This is a genomic window from Bacillus sp. GW823-FHT06B01 (genome assembly GCF_058952315.1).
In genome coordinates this window covers 1256998-1273632 of the sequence record NZ_JBXAHR010000001.1, presented here as the reverse complement: position 1 = coordinate 1273632, position 16635 = coordinate 1256998, and the positions used below count along the sequence as shown (strand labels likewise).

General features: G+C 33.8%; 14 protein-coding genes and 1 other annotated feature. All 14 genes read left to right on the top strand.

Annotation, left to right across the window (positions count from 1 at the left end; all coding sequences use genetic code 11):
* Positions 1–250 precede the first annotated feature (250 nt).
* Positions 251–484, top strand: a binding site (T-box leader).
* A gap of 154 nt (positions 485–638) precedes the next feature.
* The gene (locus AC1Q8N_RS06610) at positions 639–1934 is read left to right on the top strand and encodes a homoserine dehydrogenase (protein ID WP_048543197.1); all 1296 of its coding nucleotides are present in this window, start codon (positions 639–641) and stop codon (positions 1932–1934) included.
* A complete protein-coding gene (gene thrC / locus AC1Q8N_RS06605) occupies positions 1927–2985 on the top strand; it encodes a threonine synthase (protein WP_000276442.1) in 1059 nt (352 codons plus the stop codon). Before AC1Q8N_RS06610 ends, thrC begins: the two co-directional genes overlap by 8 nt.
* Complete coding sequence (gene thrB, locus AC1Q8N_RS06600; RefSeq protein ID WP_098079461.1) at positions 2982–3875, top strand: homoserine kinase; 894 nt, start codon at positions 2982–2984, stop codon at positions 3873–3875. The genes thrC and thrB overlap by 4 nt, the downstream gene beginning before the upstream one ends.
* A gap of 112 nt (positions 3876–3987) precedes the next feature.
* Positions 3988–4197 (top strand): DUF6366 family protein, encoded by a 210-nt coding sequence (locus AC1Q8N_RS06595; protein ID WP_098079463.1) that lies wholly within the window; start codon positions 3988–3990, stop codon positions 4195–4197.
* Positions 4198–4410: 213 nt separating this feature from the next.
* Entirely contained in the window at positions 4411–6714 is a 2304-nt protein-coding gene (locus tag AC1Q8N_RS06590; RefSeq protein ID WP_404518983.1) for a glycoside hydrolase, read from the top strand.
* A 283-nt stretch (positions 6715–6997) separates the two neighbouring features.
* Positions 6998–7999, top strand: coding sequence for an LCP family protein (locus AC1Q8N_RS06585; protein ID WP_000093639.1), 1002 nt, complete (start codon positions 6998–7000; stop codon positions 7997–7999).
* Positions 8000–8163: 164 nt separating this feature from the next.
* Positions 8164–9411, top strand: a complete 1248-nt coding sequence (locus tag AC1Q8N_RS06580; protein ID WP_046955000.1) for a hypothetical protein — start codon at positions 8164–8166, stop codon at positions 9409–9411.
* A gap of 13 nt (positions 9412–9424) precedes the next feature.
* Positions 9425–10114, top strand: a complete 690-nt coding sequence (locus AC1Q8N_RS06575) for a response regulator transcription factor (protein ID WP_098079467.1) — start codon at positions 9425–9427, stop codon at positions 10112–10114.
* Entirely contained in the window at positions 10111–11472 is a 1362-nt protein-coding gene (locus AC1Q8N_RS06570; RefSeq protein ID WP_098079469.1) for a sensor histidine kinase, read from the top strand. The genes AC1Q8N_RS06575 and AC1Q8N_RS06570 overlap by 4 nt, the downstream gene beginning before the upstream one ends.
* A 100-nt stretch (positions 11473–11572) precedes the next feature.
* Positions 11573–12394, top strand: coding sequence for a peptidoglycan-N-acetylglucosamine deacetylase (locus AC1Q8N_RS06565; protein ID WP_048543191.1), 822 nt, complete (start codon positions 11573–11575; stop codon positions 12392–12394).
* Between the two features lie 14 nt (positions 12395–12408).
* A complete protein-coding gene (locus tag AC1Q8N_RS06560; protein WP_048543190.1) occupies positions 12409–13065 on the top strand; it encodes a YkyA family protein in 657 nt (218 codons plus the stop codon).
* Positions 13066–13224: 159 nt separating this feature from the next.
* On the top strand, positions 13225–13905 hold the full coding sequence (locus tag AC1Q8N_RS06555) for an MgtC/SapB family protein (RefSeq protein ID WP_000119503.1): 681 nt from the start codon (positions 13225–13227) through the stop codon (positions 13903–13905).
* A gap of 96 nt (positions 13906–14001) precedes the next feature.
* The gene (locus AC1Q8N_RS06550; protein ID WP_053078512.1) at positions 14002–14523 is read left to right on the top strand and encodes a GNAT family N-acetyltransferase; all 522 of its coding nucleotides are present in this window, start codon (positions 14002–14004) and stop codon (positions 14521–14523) included.
* A 297-nt stretch (positions 14524–14820) separates the two neighbouring features.
* Positions 14821–16629, top strand: coding sequence for an IucA/IucC family protein (locus AC1Q8N_RS06545; protein WP_048543188.1), 1809 nt, complete (start codon positions 14821–14823; stop codon positions 16627–16629).
* The last annotated feature ends 6 nt before the right edge of the window (positions 16630–16635 follow it).

Here is a 16635-nt window from a genome sequence, read left to right as displayed (position 1 = left end):
TTTGAACTTCAATAGTGAACGAGTAATCTAGTAATTATTGACGGAATCAGCCGTTATCTGAACTTGAGCAATCTAGGGAGAAATACGTCTAGATTGGAACAAGGGTGGAACCACGAAAACACATTCGTCCCTTTCCTAGGGATGAATGTGTTTTTTTATGAATTTACAGATTGAAAATTTAAAATAATTAAAAAATGTTATTGATATTGTTTTTTATGCGAGTATAATGAGTTAACAAATAAACATGAACGAAAAAGTAACGATAAGGACACGAAATCATTTTTACGGTTTACAGAGAGGGAAGTCAAGGGTGTGAGCTTCCTAACACGAGAAATGATTTTACCACCTTTGAACTTCAATAGTGAACGAGTAATCTAGTAATTATTGACGGAATCAGCCGTTATCTGAACTTGAGCAATCTAGGAGGAAGTGCGTTTCTAGATTGGAACAAGGGTGGAACCACGAAAACACATTCGTCCCTTTCCTAGGGATGGGTGTGTTTTTTTATTACTTTGAAAGGAGGTGCAGTAACATGAAACGATTTGTACGTACGGAAATAACCACCACCTGCATGATTAAAAAGCAGAGCAAGGTGATTGATAGAGATAAAAAATAAAATTGTAGGAGGAGATTAGAAAATGAATAACGTTATTCATGTTGGGGTGTTAGGATTAGGTACGGTCGGAAGTGGTGTTGTCCATATTTTGAAAGAACATTATAAAAAAATTGCACTTGATACAGGGTATGAAGTGAAGGTGAAGACAGTCGTTGTACGTGATTTAGAAAAAGAACGTGATGTTTGTATTGATGGAATCGTAGTAACAAGTCATGTCGATGAAGTTCTAAATGATTCAAATATTGATATTGTAGTAGAGGTAATGGGCGGAATTGAAGAAGCGAAGCAGCATATTGTTAAGGCTTTACGAAATAAGAAACATGTCGTAACAGCAAATAAAGATTTAATGGCTGTATACGGTGCAGAACTTCTTCAATTAGCGAACGAAAATGATTGTGATCTATGTTATGAAGCAAGTGTAGCGGGCGGTATTCCGGTGTTAAGGGGATTAACAGACGGATTAGCTTCAGATCAAATTGAAAAAATAATGGGAATTGTAAATGGAACAACAAATTACATGTTAACAAAGATGAGTCAAAAGGGATGGTCGTATGAAGAAGCTTTACAGGAAGCACAAAAATTAGGTTTCGCAGAATCGGATCCAACAGCGGATGTAGATGGGTTAGATGCGGCGAGAAAGGTAGCCATTCTTGCAAACTTAGGTTTTTCGATGAATGTTTCTTTAGATGATGTGCAAGTAAGAGGGATTCGAAAGGTCGAAAAAGAAGACTTACAAATGGCTGAAAAGTTAGGATTTACTATGAAATTAATTGGTAAAGCAGAGAAACAAGGGTCAGCCATTCATTTAAGTGTAGAACCGACACTTTTACCAAGCCATCATCCATTATCAAATGTAAATAATGAATTTAATGCAGTATATGTTCACGGTCAAGCGGTAGGAGAAGTAATGTTTTACGGGCCTGGAGCTGGGAAGTTACCAACTGGTTCTGCTGTAGTAAGTGATATTATTTCAATCGTTAAAAATATGAATCAAGTCCCGAAAAATAAAAGTGCGTTAAAAGAACCAGAGCCATACGAGTTACAAGGAGATGAAGAAGTCATTTCGAAATATTTCTTACGTATTTCATTACGAGATGAACCTGGGATGTTACAGAAAATAACAGAATGTTTCGTTAATTATTCTGTAAGTTTAAAAGAAGTTATTCAGTTACCTTTAAATCGTGAACTTGCAGAAGTTGTTGTTGTAACACATCAAACTTCAAAGTATCAATTTGAACGAGTTTTAGGAGCGATAGAAGATGTCGCAAGTGAAATAAACAGTTACTACATTATTGAGGAGGAAAAACAATATGTATAAAGGATTATTAAAACAGTATGCTTCTTATTTACCGGTCAATGAAAATACACCTGATGTTAGCTTAATGGAAGGGAATACACCACTTATTCCGTTATTAAATATATCAAAACAATTAGGAATTCAATTATATGGTAAGTATGAAGGAGCGAATCCGACAGGTTCATTTAAAGATCGTGGTATGGTAATGGCTGTTGCGAAGGCGAAAGAAGAAGGTTCGGAGGCAATTATTTGTGCATCAACAGGTAATACTTCGGCATCGGCCGCAGCATACGCGGCACGCCTTGGAATGAAATGTATAATCGTAATCCCGGAAGGAAAGATTGCACATGGAAAATTAGCGCAAGCAGTCGCTTACGGAGCTGAAATCATTTCAATAGAAGGAAATTTTGATGATGCACTTAAGGCTGTAAGAAATATTGCTGCGGAAGAGCCGATTACATTAGTAAACTCAGTGAATCCTTATCGAATTGAAGGGCAAAAGACAGCAGCATTTGAAATTTGTGACCAGTTGCAAAGTGCACCAGATGTTTTAGCGATTCCTGTTGGGAATGCTGGGAATATTACAGCGTACTGGAAAGGTTTCTGTGAATATGAGAAAGAAAAAGGCTATAAGAAGCCAAGAATTCACGGATTTGAAGCGGAGGGAGCAGCTGCTATTGTAAAAGGACATGTCATTGAAGAACCTGAAACAATTGCAACAGCGATTCGTATCGGTAACCCCGCAAGTTGGTCATATGCAGTAGAGGCTGCAGAACAGTCTCACGGTGAAATAGATATGGTATCAGATGAAGAAATTTTACATGCGTATAGATTATTAGCAAAAACGGAAGGGGTTTTCGCTGAGCCAGGATCAAATGCTTCATTAGCAGGTGTAATTAAACATGTTCAATCTGGAAAAATCAAAAAAGGAGAGACAGTTGTTGCAGTTTTAACTGGAAACGGCTTGAAAGATCCTGATATCGCAATTTCTTCTAATACATTAGACATTGCAAGTGTTTCAAATAATATAGAACAAATTAAAGAGCATATTAAAGGGGTGATTATGTCGTGATACCATTAAGTATTCGTGTTCCTGCTAGTACAGCGAATGTTGGACCAGGATTTGATTCAGTAGGAATAGCTTTGTCATTATATTTAGATGTGGTGGTAAAAGAAAAAGCTGATAGATGGCAAGTAATCCATTCCTTTGAAGAATCAATTCCGACAGACGATAAAAATTTAATCGTTAGCACGGCATGTAAAGTATGTCCTTCTTTATCACCTCACATAATAGAAGTTACTAGTAATATCCCGCTTACAAGGGGACTAGGAAGTAGTGCATCAGCAATTGTAGCAGGGATAGAGCTTGCGAATCAACTTGGCAATTTGAACTTAACGACTGATCAAAAAGTTCAAATTGCAACAAATTTTGAAGGGCATCCAGATAATGTTGCGGCTTCTATATTAGGAGGAACTGTAATCGGAGCACTTGATGGAAAGAATGTTTCGGTTGTAAGAATTGAAAGTAAGGAATTAGGTGTAATTTCTCTTATTCCAAATGAAGAGTTAAATACAGAGGAAAGCCGATCTGTATTACCAGATGTGTTTCCGTTTCATGAAGCAGTTAAGGCTAGTGCAATCAGCAACGTATTAGTAGCTGCGTTTTGTCAAAAGAAGTGGGAAGTTGTAGGTGAAATGATGGAAAGAGATCATTTTCACGAGCCGTATCGTTTAGAACTCGTACCGCTATTACCCTCAATTCGTAAATGTGCAAAAGAGTTTGGAGCATACGGCACAGCGCTTAGTGGTGCAGGCCCATCCATTTTTATATTAACGCCATATGATAAGCGTCAAGAAATTGCTGAGCAATTAGCGAGAGTATTTACGTCTATGAAAGTGTGCGAGCTAGAAATTGATCATAGAGGAATTTCTGTAAATAAAGAAGAACATATAGGGCTATGAAAAAGCTAGCATTGCTAGCTTTTTTTGTTGTAAATATCTTTTCAGTTTTCATATAAAAGAAAAGTAATAATTTATAATTTAGTAAAGCGTGTATTCATTTGGAGGTGATCGTATGAAGAAAGAGTCACCAGAAGAAAAAAGAGAACGTATAAGGCAAAGTGAATTGGAAAATAATCCTACCGGTTCTTTAAAGGATGGATTAAACAGAGCTGAATGCGGTAGTCCAGTTGATATGACAGGTGGTATGAATTGGAAAGGTACAGCGCTAGTAATTTTAGTGCTAGTTTTAGGCTATATTATATACACTTATTTTTTTAGTTAAGAAATGCACATTAAAGTTATGAATTATTTGCTTTTATATTTAGTGGGGATGAAAAAACACGGTTATTGTGCTACATATACTTTAAGCAGATTATAGTTGTTCATACACACTTATTTATAATACTCAAAATAGAGCTAGCGTTATGCTAGTTCTATTTTTTTGCCACATTCCTGTAACAAAGCCCCTGTATATTCAGTGGTGGAGGTGCAGAAGATGAAAAAAATGATAGCAATATGTCTTCTTACAACGATGTCATTTTCGACTTTAGTCGGGTGTGATGTAAAAGGTAACAAGGCTGTACAAGATTCTAAAGTAAAGAAAGCGACGTATAAAGAGTTTACTTACGATGTAAATCCAGAGACTTTCATGTTAACTGTAGAACATGATGGTGTAAAGGAACAGGCGTCACAGCCGTTACCGAAAATGAAGGTGTCGAATGTAAAAAAAGACAAGGATCGAACATCTTGGGAATATCCAGATCAAAAAGTAAAAGTGCATCTAGAAAAGAAAAAAGATCACTTAAATATTGAAGTGGAGTCGACTGGTGCAGAAAGCTTTACGTGGCCGAAAGTACAAGCTGAAAATTATACACTTCCGTTATGGGAAGGTAAGCAAATTCCGAGTAATGATGAAAATTGGAAGAAGTTTTTAAAGGATGATGCATATTCATTTGCTGAATCATTTTCTATGAAGTTTTTTGCGTTAAATGGTTCGAAATATTCAATTGTATTTATTGCGAACAATATATTTAATAATGAATTGAAATTTCATTCGGATCCGAAAATAGGATTTGATTTTATACATGAATTCCCGAGTATAAATAAAAATAAAGCATATGGATTTCAATTATATGTGACAAATAATGATGCAGTCAGTATTGCTAAACTGTATAAGGATAATATTGCTCAAAAAGGTGAATTTAAAACATTACAAGAAAAGGCTAGAAAAAATAAAGAGATTGAAAAACTTTATGGTGCTGCTCATTTTTATTTTTGGAATCAAAATGGTTTGTCTGACAGTAACGTAAATTGGCCTAAAATAAGAGAGCAAATAAATAGTCCTGTATTTAGTCATATAAAAGGGCTTATTCAAAAGAATAGTTCGGAGCCTGGAGAACTGAGTGTCTTTGAGCAAGTAAGTAAACAAGATTTCATTGATAAGTACCAAAAAAATGTTATTTTGCGTTATGTAAATGAAGTATTATCAATGAAGGAATTGTATAAAGATGATATTTTTCAAAAGGTTGATCAGAACGCTAGTGAGTTATTAAACAAAGGGGTAGATCACTTATCGAAGATGGAGTTATATAACTTAAATAAGCATGTATTAAAGTCGGCGCTCGGTGATGCGATTGAAGAAGTAAGTAAATGGGGTAACGCAGATGGAACGGATATTATAAAGAAAATGAAAGAATCAGGAATAGACAAAGCGTGGATTGGGTTACCGAACTGGGAACAAGGGTATATGCAGCCTGATTTCGTGACAGAAGCTAAGAAAATGGGATATTTAGTTGGTCCGTATGATTCTTATCATTCTATTCACGAAAAAGCTGATAAAAATTGGAATACAGCTTCTTTTCAGGATCCATCGTTATATGAAGAGGCAACTGTGACGAAGAAAAATGGAGAAAAAGTACAAGGATTTTTAGGTAGAGGGCGAAAGTTAAATCCAACTTTATCTCTTCCTAGTGTAAAAGAGCGAATGAACGATATTTTACAAAATGGACCTAAATATAATTCATGGTTTATTGATTGTGATGCAACAGGTGAAATTTATGATGACTATTCAGCCAAACATATAACGACACAAGAACAAGATTTAAAAGCAAGATTGCAACGAATGGATTATATTGCGCAAGAAAAAAGTATGGTAGTTGGCTCAGAAGGAGGAAATGACTTTGCAAGTAGCACGATTGCATTTGCTCACGGTATTGAAACACCGGTTATTAAATGGGACGATGAAGATATGAGGAAAAATAAAACAAGTCCGTATTATGTGGGCGGATATTGGTCACCGAATCAAAATGTTCCAGAAAAATATGCAAAACAAGTACCGTTAAAAGAAGAATATAAACAAGTGTATTTAAACCCTGTATATTCAGTACCATTATATAAATTAGTATACAATGATTCTGTAATTACAACGCACCACTGGGAATGGGGAAGTTTGAAAGTAAAAGATGAGGTAGGGAACCGTATGCTATACGAATTATTGTATAATGTTCCTCCGTTGTACCATTTAGATGAAGTAGAGTGGAATAAGCATAAACAAGAAATTACACAGCACCTGAAAGTTTGGAATGACGTTCATGAAAAGGCAGTAAAAGAAGAAATGACGAACTTTGTATATTTGTCAGAAGATAAATTAGTTCAATCTGCTTCTTATGGAAAAGATATTAAAATTATTGTGAATTTCTCGAATGAAGATATAGAAATAGAAAAGACGAAACTAAAAGCAAAATCCGCTTTCATTAATAATCATGGGAAGAAAACAATGTATACACCGCTTGAGAGATAATATGAAATGTATTGTTGCATTACTAATTTTTCAGGTGAAAATTGAAGGATTCGAAACGAATAAATTTATAAATCTATAATTTCGAATGTTGCGAAGTGTTAAATATTTGAAGTTGAAAAATAGTGACTTGCCAAAAATAAGCACGAGAGTATAATGTGAAATGGAATACATATTGGATTCATCATGTAACCTTACAAAAATGTAAGGTGTTTGAAAGGAAATTCAATATGAAGAATACTAGACATACATTATACTAGGGAAAGAGAAAGAGAGGCGAATGAAGATGAGCTCTGAATTAGAACAAAATACGAGAAGCAATAAAAAACGTTCTAAAAGAAGGTCAATAAAATGGTTCATTTTAATTCCATTTTTCCTACTTATTTTTGGAGGAGTAGGATATGGATCATTAATATATAATAAAGCAAAAGCTGTTGTAAGTGATGCGTATGCACAAATTGATAAATCATCAAAACGTGATAAAGAAGTTGAGCCTTTAAAGGATAACATCTCTATTTTAATTATGGGTGTAGATGGTAGTGAAATGCGAAAAAGTCAATATGGTGAAGCTGTTCGCACAGATGCACTTTTATTAGCAACAATTAATAAAGATGATAAATCAGTTAAATTAGTAAGTATTCCGCGTGATTCACGTGTATATATTCCATCTAGAAAGAAATTAGATAAAATTACACACGCACACGTATTTGGTGGTGTTGAAAGTACACGAGATACGGTGGAAAGATTTTTAAATGTTCCTGTTGATTATTATGTGAAGTTTAACTTTGAATCATTCGTACAAATTGTCGATTCACTTGGTGGTATTGATATTGATGTACCTGTTACTTTCACAGAGCAAGATAGTAAAGACCAAGCGGGTATGATTCATTTAGAAAAAGGCTTCCAACATTTAAATGGAGAACAAGCACTTGCACTTGCAAGAACGCGTAAAATTGATAGTGACGCAATGCGTGGACAAAGACAACAACTTGTAATAGAAGCAATTGCAAAAAAAGCGATGTCTGTGCAATCAATTAGCAAAATGGGCTCTTTACTTGATGCGGTTGATAAAAATATGAAAACGAACTTAACTTTCGATGATATGCTTGCAATTACAAAAAATATGGCAGGATCTAATTTAGAAATGGAAAAAATGCAAATAGAAGGTACGGATAAACGTATCGGAGGTATTTATTATTACATTCCAAACGAAAAAAATGTAAAAGATATTTCGAAAAAATTAAATGAGCATTTAGGTGTAACACCAAAACCAGTTCGAAATGAATAATAAAAAAAGATTGGCCTTTGCCAATCTTTTTTTATCGAGATGGATTTGTAACTTTTCTGTAACGATTTTTTATTTTAGAAAACTTATACTCATATGTATGAGAATATTGGAGAAGCAAAAAGTAAAGAAAAATAATGAAAATCTGTAATAAGGAAAGATATCATATGCAGAAATGGATAGGCATTATGGGAATCATTTTTATGTTGACTGGATGTAAAATGTCTGAAGCTCCAACAAGTTTAATGGGTGCTCCTGCCAATGAGAAATGGATTAATGAACTAAAAGAGCAAATAGATAAAGATTTGCCTGTAAATTATCGATTGCTTACTCCAATGTCTAATAAAGATAAACAGATGATTTGGTCAATGGATTTTAAACAAGATAATAAGAAAGAAGCCATCTTATTTTATAAATTGCCGAATGAAGATCATAGCGTATACTTAGCTGTATATGAAGAAGTCGGAAATGGATGGAAAGTAAAGTCCACGCACAGATTTGATGGTGGAGATGTAGATATCGTTGAAGTCGGTGATTTTACAGGGAACGGGAAGCGAGAGTTATTAATCGGAATTTCTGTAAGTCGTGAATCGTTAGAACATGTTATGTATGTTTTTTCGGAAGAAAATGAAGATATGAAGGAAATATATAATCGAAGTTATACGAAGTTATTCATAGAGGATTTAAATAAAAATGGACTGAAAGATATAAGTCTTGTTACGTATGAAAAAGATGAGAAATTGACAGTTGAGTTCATGGAACAATTTAAGACTTTATCTGAAGCGTCATTCGATCCATTTATAAATAGCATTCAAAGAATACAAATGGGCCGCATTTCTGAATCACTAAAGGCGGTTGTAATTGACGCAGGTGTTGGTGCTCATTCAGGGATAACATATGTAGCAAAATTTGATAAGGGCCATTATGAGCCACTACCTATAGATGGGAAAGAAGATTTATTCAATGATTATGTAGTCGAAAGCAAAGATATAAATGAAGACGGCATTATTGAATTTGTTCGTACAGTGCGTCCAAAAGGTTGGGAAGAAGTATCATACGGAGAGAGTACGATGTTTGAACGTTATATTCAGTGGAGTGAAGATGAAATTAAACCGATAGAAGAAAGATATATAAATATAGAGAAAGGTTATTTTGTCAAAATCCCGCAAGCGTTAATTGGAAAAATAACTGTTCCAGTTCAGCAAGAAGCATCAGATATTCAAAAATTTATAGATACTACGACAAATGAACTATGGCTTGAAGTTCATATATTTAAACGGAAAGAATGGTTCAAAATAAAAGGATACGAGGCAGCAGTCAAAACGGCTTCTCACGTATATGCCGTACCGAAACAACCACATTTTGAAAAAGTGAAAGCATATGTAAAACCGCTAGCCGATTATCAACAAGAGTAGGGAGGTGGAAATTATGCCAACAATTTTAGTTTTAGAAGATGAAATGCCTATTCGTAGTTTTATCGTCTTGAATTTGAAACGTGCTGGATTTTATGTGTTAGAAGCTAGTACGGGAGAAGAGGCGTTACAGATTTTATGTGAACATACTGTTGATGTAGCATTACTTGATGTAATGTTACCAGGAATTGATGGTTTTCAAGTTTGTAAATCCATCCGGGAAGAAAATAAAAAAATAGGTATTATTATGTTAACCGCACGCGTACAAAATGAAGATAAAGTACAAGGACTAGGAATTGGTGCAGATGATTATATCGCAAAGCCGTTTAGTCCAGTGGAATTAACTGCACGTATACAATCGTTACTAAGGAGAATAGAAGTACATCATGAAAAAGGGAATATCATCATATCTGGCCCATTTTCGTTAAATGTAATAGAGGAAAGACTATATAAAGGTGGACAATTAGTCGATTTAACCCCTACAGAGTATATGATATTACAGTATTTGATGAATCAGGCTTCAAAGCCGGTTTCACGTGATGAAATTTTAAATATGATTTGGGGAACGAATTATGTAGGTGAGACGAAAGTAGTAGATGTAAATATGAGGCGGTTACGCCAAAAAATAGAATGTAATCCATCAGAACCTGAATTTATTCTTACTGTGTGGGGAAAAGGATATGTGTGGAAGGAAAGTATAAGATGAAAAGAAAAGTGACTTTATATTTTATGACGGTCATTATACTTATGCTTGTATTATTTGAAGTCGTATTTTCAGTCTCAATTTATCGATATTATTATAATGGTATTGTGCAATATATAGAATCTCATGCGAAGACAAGTACGCGATTTTTCTCTGAATACAATTCACTATACTTTATTCGATTGCAAGAATACAGCGGGGATATAATTGAGAGCTTTCAGTTAGAAGGAACCGAATTACAATTAATTGATCGGCATGGTACGATTATACAATCGTCAAGTGGACAAAAGGTAGAAGGTAAAGTAGTTATTCCATATTCGTTACTAGAAGGAGAAATGTATCATCAAGTGACTGCTACGAAAGACAATGTGAAACAATTGGAAGTGATTAGTCCACTTATTCATCAAGGACAAACGATCGGTGCTTTGAAATATACAACTGTTTTAACGAATGTAAATGCAAAGATTATTGAAATTATTATGTTTACTATTTCAGTTGGAATTGTCATTTCTGGTATCGTATTCTTAATCAGTAGACGATTAGCGAATTCGTTTGTTAAACCTATCGAATCTATTATTCATGCTTCTTCACAAATTGCAGAAGGTACATTAAAGAAGAAAATTAAAGAGGATTATCCAGGTGAATTAGGTGAGTTGGCACATAGTTTAAATCATATGTCTAATAAAATAGAAAAAGCGGAACAGATGAAAAATGAATTCATTGCTTCTATTTCTCATGAAATACGAACGCCTTTAACTGGAATTAAAGGTTGGAGTGAGACGTTAAAAATGGTAGATCATTTAACAGAAGAAGAGATAAAGCAAGGTATGGGAATTATATCAGGTGAGACAGACCGATTGATTCATTTAGTAGAAGAATTGCTAGATTTTTCAAGATTACAATCAAATCATTTCAATTTATATAAACAAAAGGTGCAAATATACGATATACTAGAGGAGACGATTTGGCAATTAACTCCTAACGCTGAAGAGAAAGAAATTCAATTTATTAATACGATAGAAGGAATTGAATTGAGGGGAGATCGAAATAGGCTAAAGCAAATTTTCTTGAATATTGTTCAAAATGCTATTAAATATTCACATGATAAAGGTACAATACACATTGAAGCGACTAACAATGAAGGACAAGCAGTGATCAAGGTGAAAGACGAAGGGATTGGAATTGCTAAAGAGCATTTACCATATATAGAACAGTCATTTTACCAGATTAATAACCATGCTACAGGTGCTGGTCTCGGTTTAGCTATCGTTAAAAAAATGGTGGAGCTTCATGGAGGTACACTTAGTATTATAAGTAAAGAAGGAATAGGAACAACCATTTTAATAAAACTCCCATTATAATACATATAAAGTCTGTTTATATAGTGTAATAAAATAAATAGATGTATAATTATATTGGGTGATTTATATATAAGATTAATAGGGAGAGGAATTCGATAGAATGGAAAAAGCTTTTAAAATTAAACGAGTAGTAGTCGTTTTAATAGCGATTGCAGCAGTAGCTATTGGGTATTTCATGTTTCAATCCATTACTTCACCAGCAAAGGCTGTTGCAAAACAAGAAAATGTAGTACAGCTTGCAAGTGAACAACCGAAAGTAGAAATGAATAAAACGGCACCAAGTCGTTTTAATGGAAAAGAAAGAAAAGTTGCTTATCTTACATTTGATGATGGCCCAGGGAAATATACGGCTGAATTGTTAAATATGTTAAAACAGCATGATGCGAAGGCGACGTTCTTTTTAATTGGAGCGAATGTAAAAGAATTTCCGGATTTAGTGAAACGTGAAAATGCAGAGGGTCATTATGTAGGTATGCATAGTATGACACATAATTTTGCGAAGTTATATAAAAATGGCGAGTATGTAAATGAAATGAAAGAAGATCAAAGCTTAATCGCAAATATTATTGGAAAATCACCTAAATTAACACGTCCACCATACGGTTCGATGCCTGGATTAAATGAAGGTCTTCGAAATAAAGTGGTAGAGGGCGGTTTTAAAGTATGGGATTGGACAATTGATTCATTAGATTGGAAATATAACAAAATACAAGTTGATGCAGCGGCAGCACAAATTGCTCAAAACGTAATAACAAATGCAACAAAACCACAGGAAGTTATTTTAATGCATGACATTCACCCACAATCAGTTGCTGCTGTGCCAGCAATTTTAAAAGGGTTAAAAGAAAAGGGTTATGAGTTTGAAGCTTATCATGAAGAGAGTCACTTCCCAGTGAATTTCTGGCATGATAACCGTATGTAATGGAGGAATGAACGTTGAAGTATGGAAAAGTAGCAGTAGTTGGAGCACTATCAGTAGGACTATTAACAGGTTGTTTCGGTGAAAAACCAGAAGAAAATCTATATACAGCTTTTGAAACAGCAGCGACACAAGAAAAATTATTAGTTGATGAAGCGAAGAAGTTAGAGAAATTAGAGAATGAAGGTCAAGAACTATATTCTCAAATTTTACAAGAAGGTAAAGATCATAATGACGCTGTTATGAAGAAGATAGAGCAAGCTACTGCAAATGTAGATGACCGTGAAAAAGTATTAAAAACTGAGAAAGAAATGTTAGAAAAAGCTCAGAAAGAAACAAAATCTGTTCAAGGAAATATAGAGAAGCTTGAAGATAAGAAGTTACAAAAACAAGTGAAAGCAGTAGAAGAGTCGTATAAAAACCGTTATGATGCATTCCAAAAGATGAATGAAAATTATACGAAGGCGTTAGCGACTGAAAAAGAACTGTATGAAAAATTAAAAGTAAAAGAAACGAAATTAAAAGAGATTGGTGAAAAAGTTAAGGCTGTTAATGAATTAACTGTGGAAGCACAAAAATCAAAAGAGCAATTTAACAATTTTACAAAAGAGTATAATGACAGTAAATTAGCATTCTACAAAGATGCAGAGATTAAGATTAAAGATCAGAAATAAAGAAGAATCTTAAGCATAATAAAAAGCCGGAGAAACATCGTTACAAATGTTTTTTCGGCTTTTTACGTTAAATGAATAGAAAAGACTGGAATTGATATCATAAAAGAGTTATAGTGAATTATTCCAAGGGAAACATTGTAAAGTAAGGAGAATGGAAATATGTCATATGAATTTTTACTCAAATTAGGTTTAGCACTCTTTTTAGGATTATTCATCGGGATAGATAGGCAGCTAAAGAATAAACCGCTTGGTGTGAAAACAAGTATGGTTATTTCTGTAGCAAGTTGTTTAATTACGATGGTTTCAATTGAAGCCGTACATGTATATTCTGTTCCAGGGCATACAAATATGGATCCAATGCGTCTAGCTGCTCAAATTGTGAGTGGGATTGGTTTTCTTGGGGCAGGTGTTATTTTACGAAGAAGTAATGATGTTATTTCTGGATTAACGACAGCTTCTATGGTGTGGGCTGCTTCAGCTTTAGGTATAGCAATTGGGGCGGGCTTTTATTTACAAGCGACGGTTGCTATGATTTTAATTATTTTAGCAATTAATGTACTTCCACAACTTGTGAAAATTGCAGGTCCGTATTCATTAAGACAAAAGGATTTATCTATAAAAATTACTGTAAAAGAGCATCATGAGTTAGATGGTATATTTAAGCAAATTAAAAATTTAGGTATGCATGTGAAACGAGTGAAAATTAAAGATATAGATAGTGGAGCATTTCAGCAACTGGAAATGGTTATTTTAGCTCCAGAAGATTTATATACAACAGAGTTATATAGTTCCTTGAAAGAGATTGATCGTGTTGTTTCAGTTGAAGTGGAAAGTAGATAATTGTGATAAAAAAGAGTGAAGTGCATTCGCTCTTTTTTTATTTGGATTTTTAAGGAAATAAATTGATATAATGATGAATAACAAGGGGGAGAGATGATGGAAATACATATTAGAAGAGCGATAAAAGATGATATAAGAGGTATAGCCAAGGTGCATGTTGATAGCTGGAAAACAACATATAAAGGGATATTTGCTGACAAATTTTTAGAAAATATAACATATGAGCAACGAGAAAAACAATGGGAAAACATTTTTCAACAAGAAGATAAATACCAATATAGATTTGTAGCAGAGACGTCAGATGAAACAATAATCGGATTCATTGACGGGGGAGTGGAAAGAAGTGGTACATATAATTGTGATGGGGAATTATATGCAATCTACCTTTTACAAGAGTATCAAGGAATGAAAATAGGACAAAAGTTATTTCAAGCTTTATTATCGGAATGTATAAACAATGATATGCAATCACTTTTAGTATGGGTTGTTACGAATAATCCTTCTAAAAATTTTTATGAAAAATTTAATCCAGAAAAAATTGATACGAAATTTTTAGAGAGAGTACAGGTAGAAGAGACAGCCTATTGTTGGAGGAATATAAATAATATTATTATGTAAACTTTATGTTTGAAAGAGGTATACGAATTAATGTATACCTCTTTTGTTTAACTATTTTGAAGGGGATTACTAATGAAATAAATAAGTATGTAGTTTGAAAGTGAGAATTTTTCTTGTGTATTTTTAATTAGATTAAAGAAACGCTGAAAAAAAGAAATATTTATTCGGATTTAAAAATTCTGAAATAAACTATTGAATTGATAATGATAATCAATTAAAATTTTAATTGATAACGATATTCAATTATCGATTGTAATATGAAATTCCGATAGTGTTCATATAAAGAGGAGGACAAGTATGCAGCGTGCGAAACATATCGCGGAACATGCAACAATACAAAGTTTTTTAAATTGTTATTTAAGAGAAACAGGAAGTGGAGAATGGATTACAGCGGATAAAAGGATAGAGGATATTTTCTACAATTCATTTCAAAGAGATACTGGCTCTACTTATTTATGTTGTCGGTTATCGGCACAAAACATTACTTTGTATGGAGAAGTTATATATAAATCAGCAACAGATCGCCATTTGTTTGGAGAACAATTTTATTATCAAATGGGAGAAAATAAGAATGTTATAAAAGCAGATTACGTTACTGTTATTACATTCTTAATAAAAGAGATGTCTATCAACTACGGAGAAGGGACGAATCCTGCTGAACTTATGCTTCGAGTTATTTGTAGTTGTCAAAATATTGAAGAATTTACAAAGGAGAGAATAGAAGATACATCTGCATTATACGGTTTCCATACATCCTTTATAGAAGCGGAGCAATCTTTATTATTTGGACATTTAACGCATCCAACCCCAAAGAGTAGACAAGGTATTTTGGAATGGAAAAGCGCAATGTATTCTCCAGAATTAAAAGGAGAATGTCAGCTTCATTATTTTAGGGCACATAAAAATATAGTAAATGAAAAATCATTATTGTTAGATTCTACAACAGTAATTCTAAAAGAAGAGTTACGTAATGATGAGATGGTTTGTAAAGAATTTATATCGAAGTATTGTAATGAAGATGAATATTCATTACTTCCAATTCATCCGCTTCAGGCAGAATGGCTATTACACCAATCATACGTACAGGATTGGATAGATCAAGGAGTACTTGAATATATCGGTCCTGTCGGTAAGTATTATATGGCAACATCATCACTTAGGACGTTATATCATCCCCAATCAAAATATATGCTTAAGTTTTCATTCCCAGTAAAAGTAACAAATTCAATGCGTATTAATAAATTGAAGGAACTAGAGAGTGGTCTTGAAGGAAAGGAAATGCTAAATACAGCAATTGGTGAAGTGTTAGATAAGTTTCCAGGTTTTGATTTTATTTGTGATCCAGCATTTATTACATTAAATTACGGGGCAAAAGAATCTGGATTTGAAGTAATTATACGAGAGAACCCTTTTTATGGTGAACATGCAAATGACGCTACTTTAATTGCTGGACTAGTTCAAGATGCAATACCTGGGGAACGTACTCGTTTATCGAATATTATTCATCGACTAGCAGATGTAGAAAGTAGAAGCTGTGAAGAAGTAAGTTTAGATTGGTTTAGACGATATATGAATATTTCTTTAAAGCCGATGGTATGGATGTACTTACGTTATGGTGTTGCAGTAGAAGCGCATCAGCAAAATAGTGTTGTTCAGCTAAAGGATGGGTATCCGGTCAAATATTATTTCCGTGATAATCAAGGGTTTTATTTCTGTAATTCAATGAAAGAGACGCTTAATAATGAGTTGGCTGGCATTGGAGAACGTACTGGAAATCTATATGACGATTATATTGTAGATGAGAGATTTCGTTACTACTTAATTTTCAATCATATGTTTGGTCTCATTAACGGTTTTGGCACAGCAGGATTAATTAAGGAGGAAATTCTTCTCTCTGAATTAAGATCTGTACTTGAAGCGTTCCTTTCGTATAACCGTGAACCTTCTACCTTTTTAAGAGAATTGTTAGAAGAGGATAAGTTGGCATGTAAAGCAAATTTATTAACGAGATTTTTCGATGTCGATGAGTTAAGTAATCCTTTAGAACAAGCAATTTACGTACAGGTACAGAATCCGCTCGTTAGAGAAGTAGCTGTCCGTTCATAAATAACG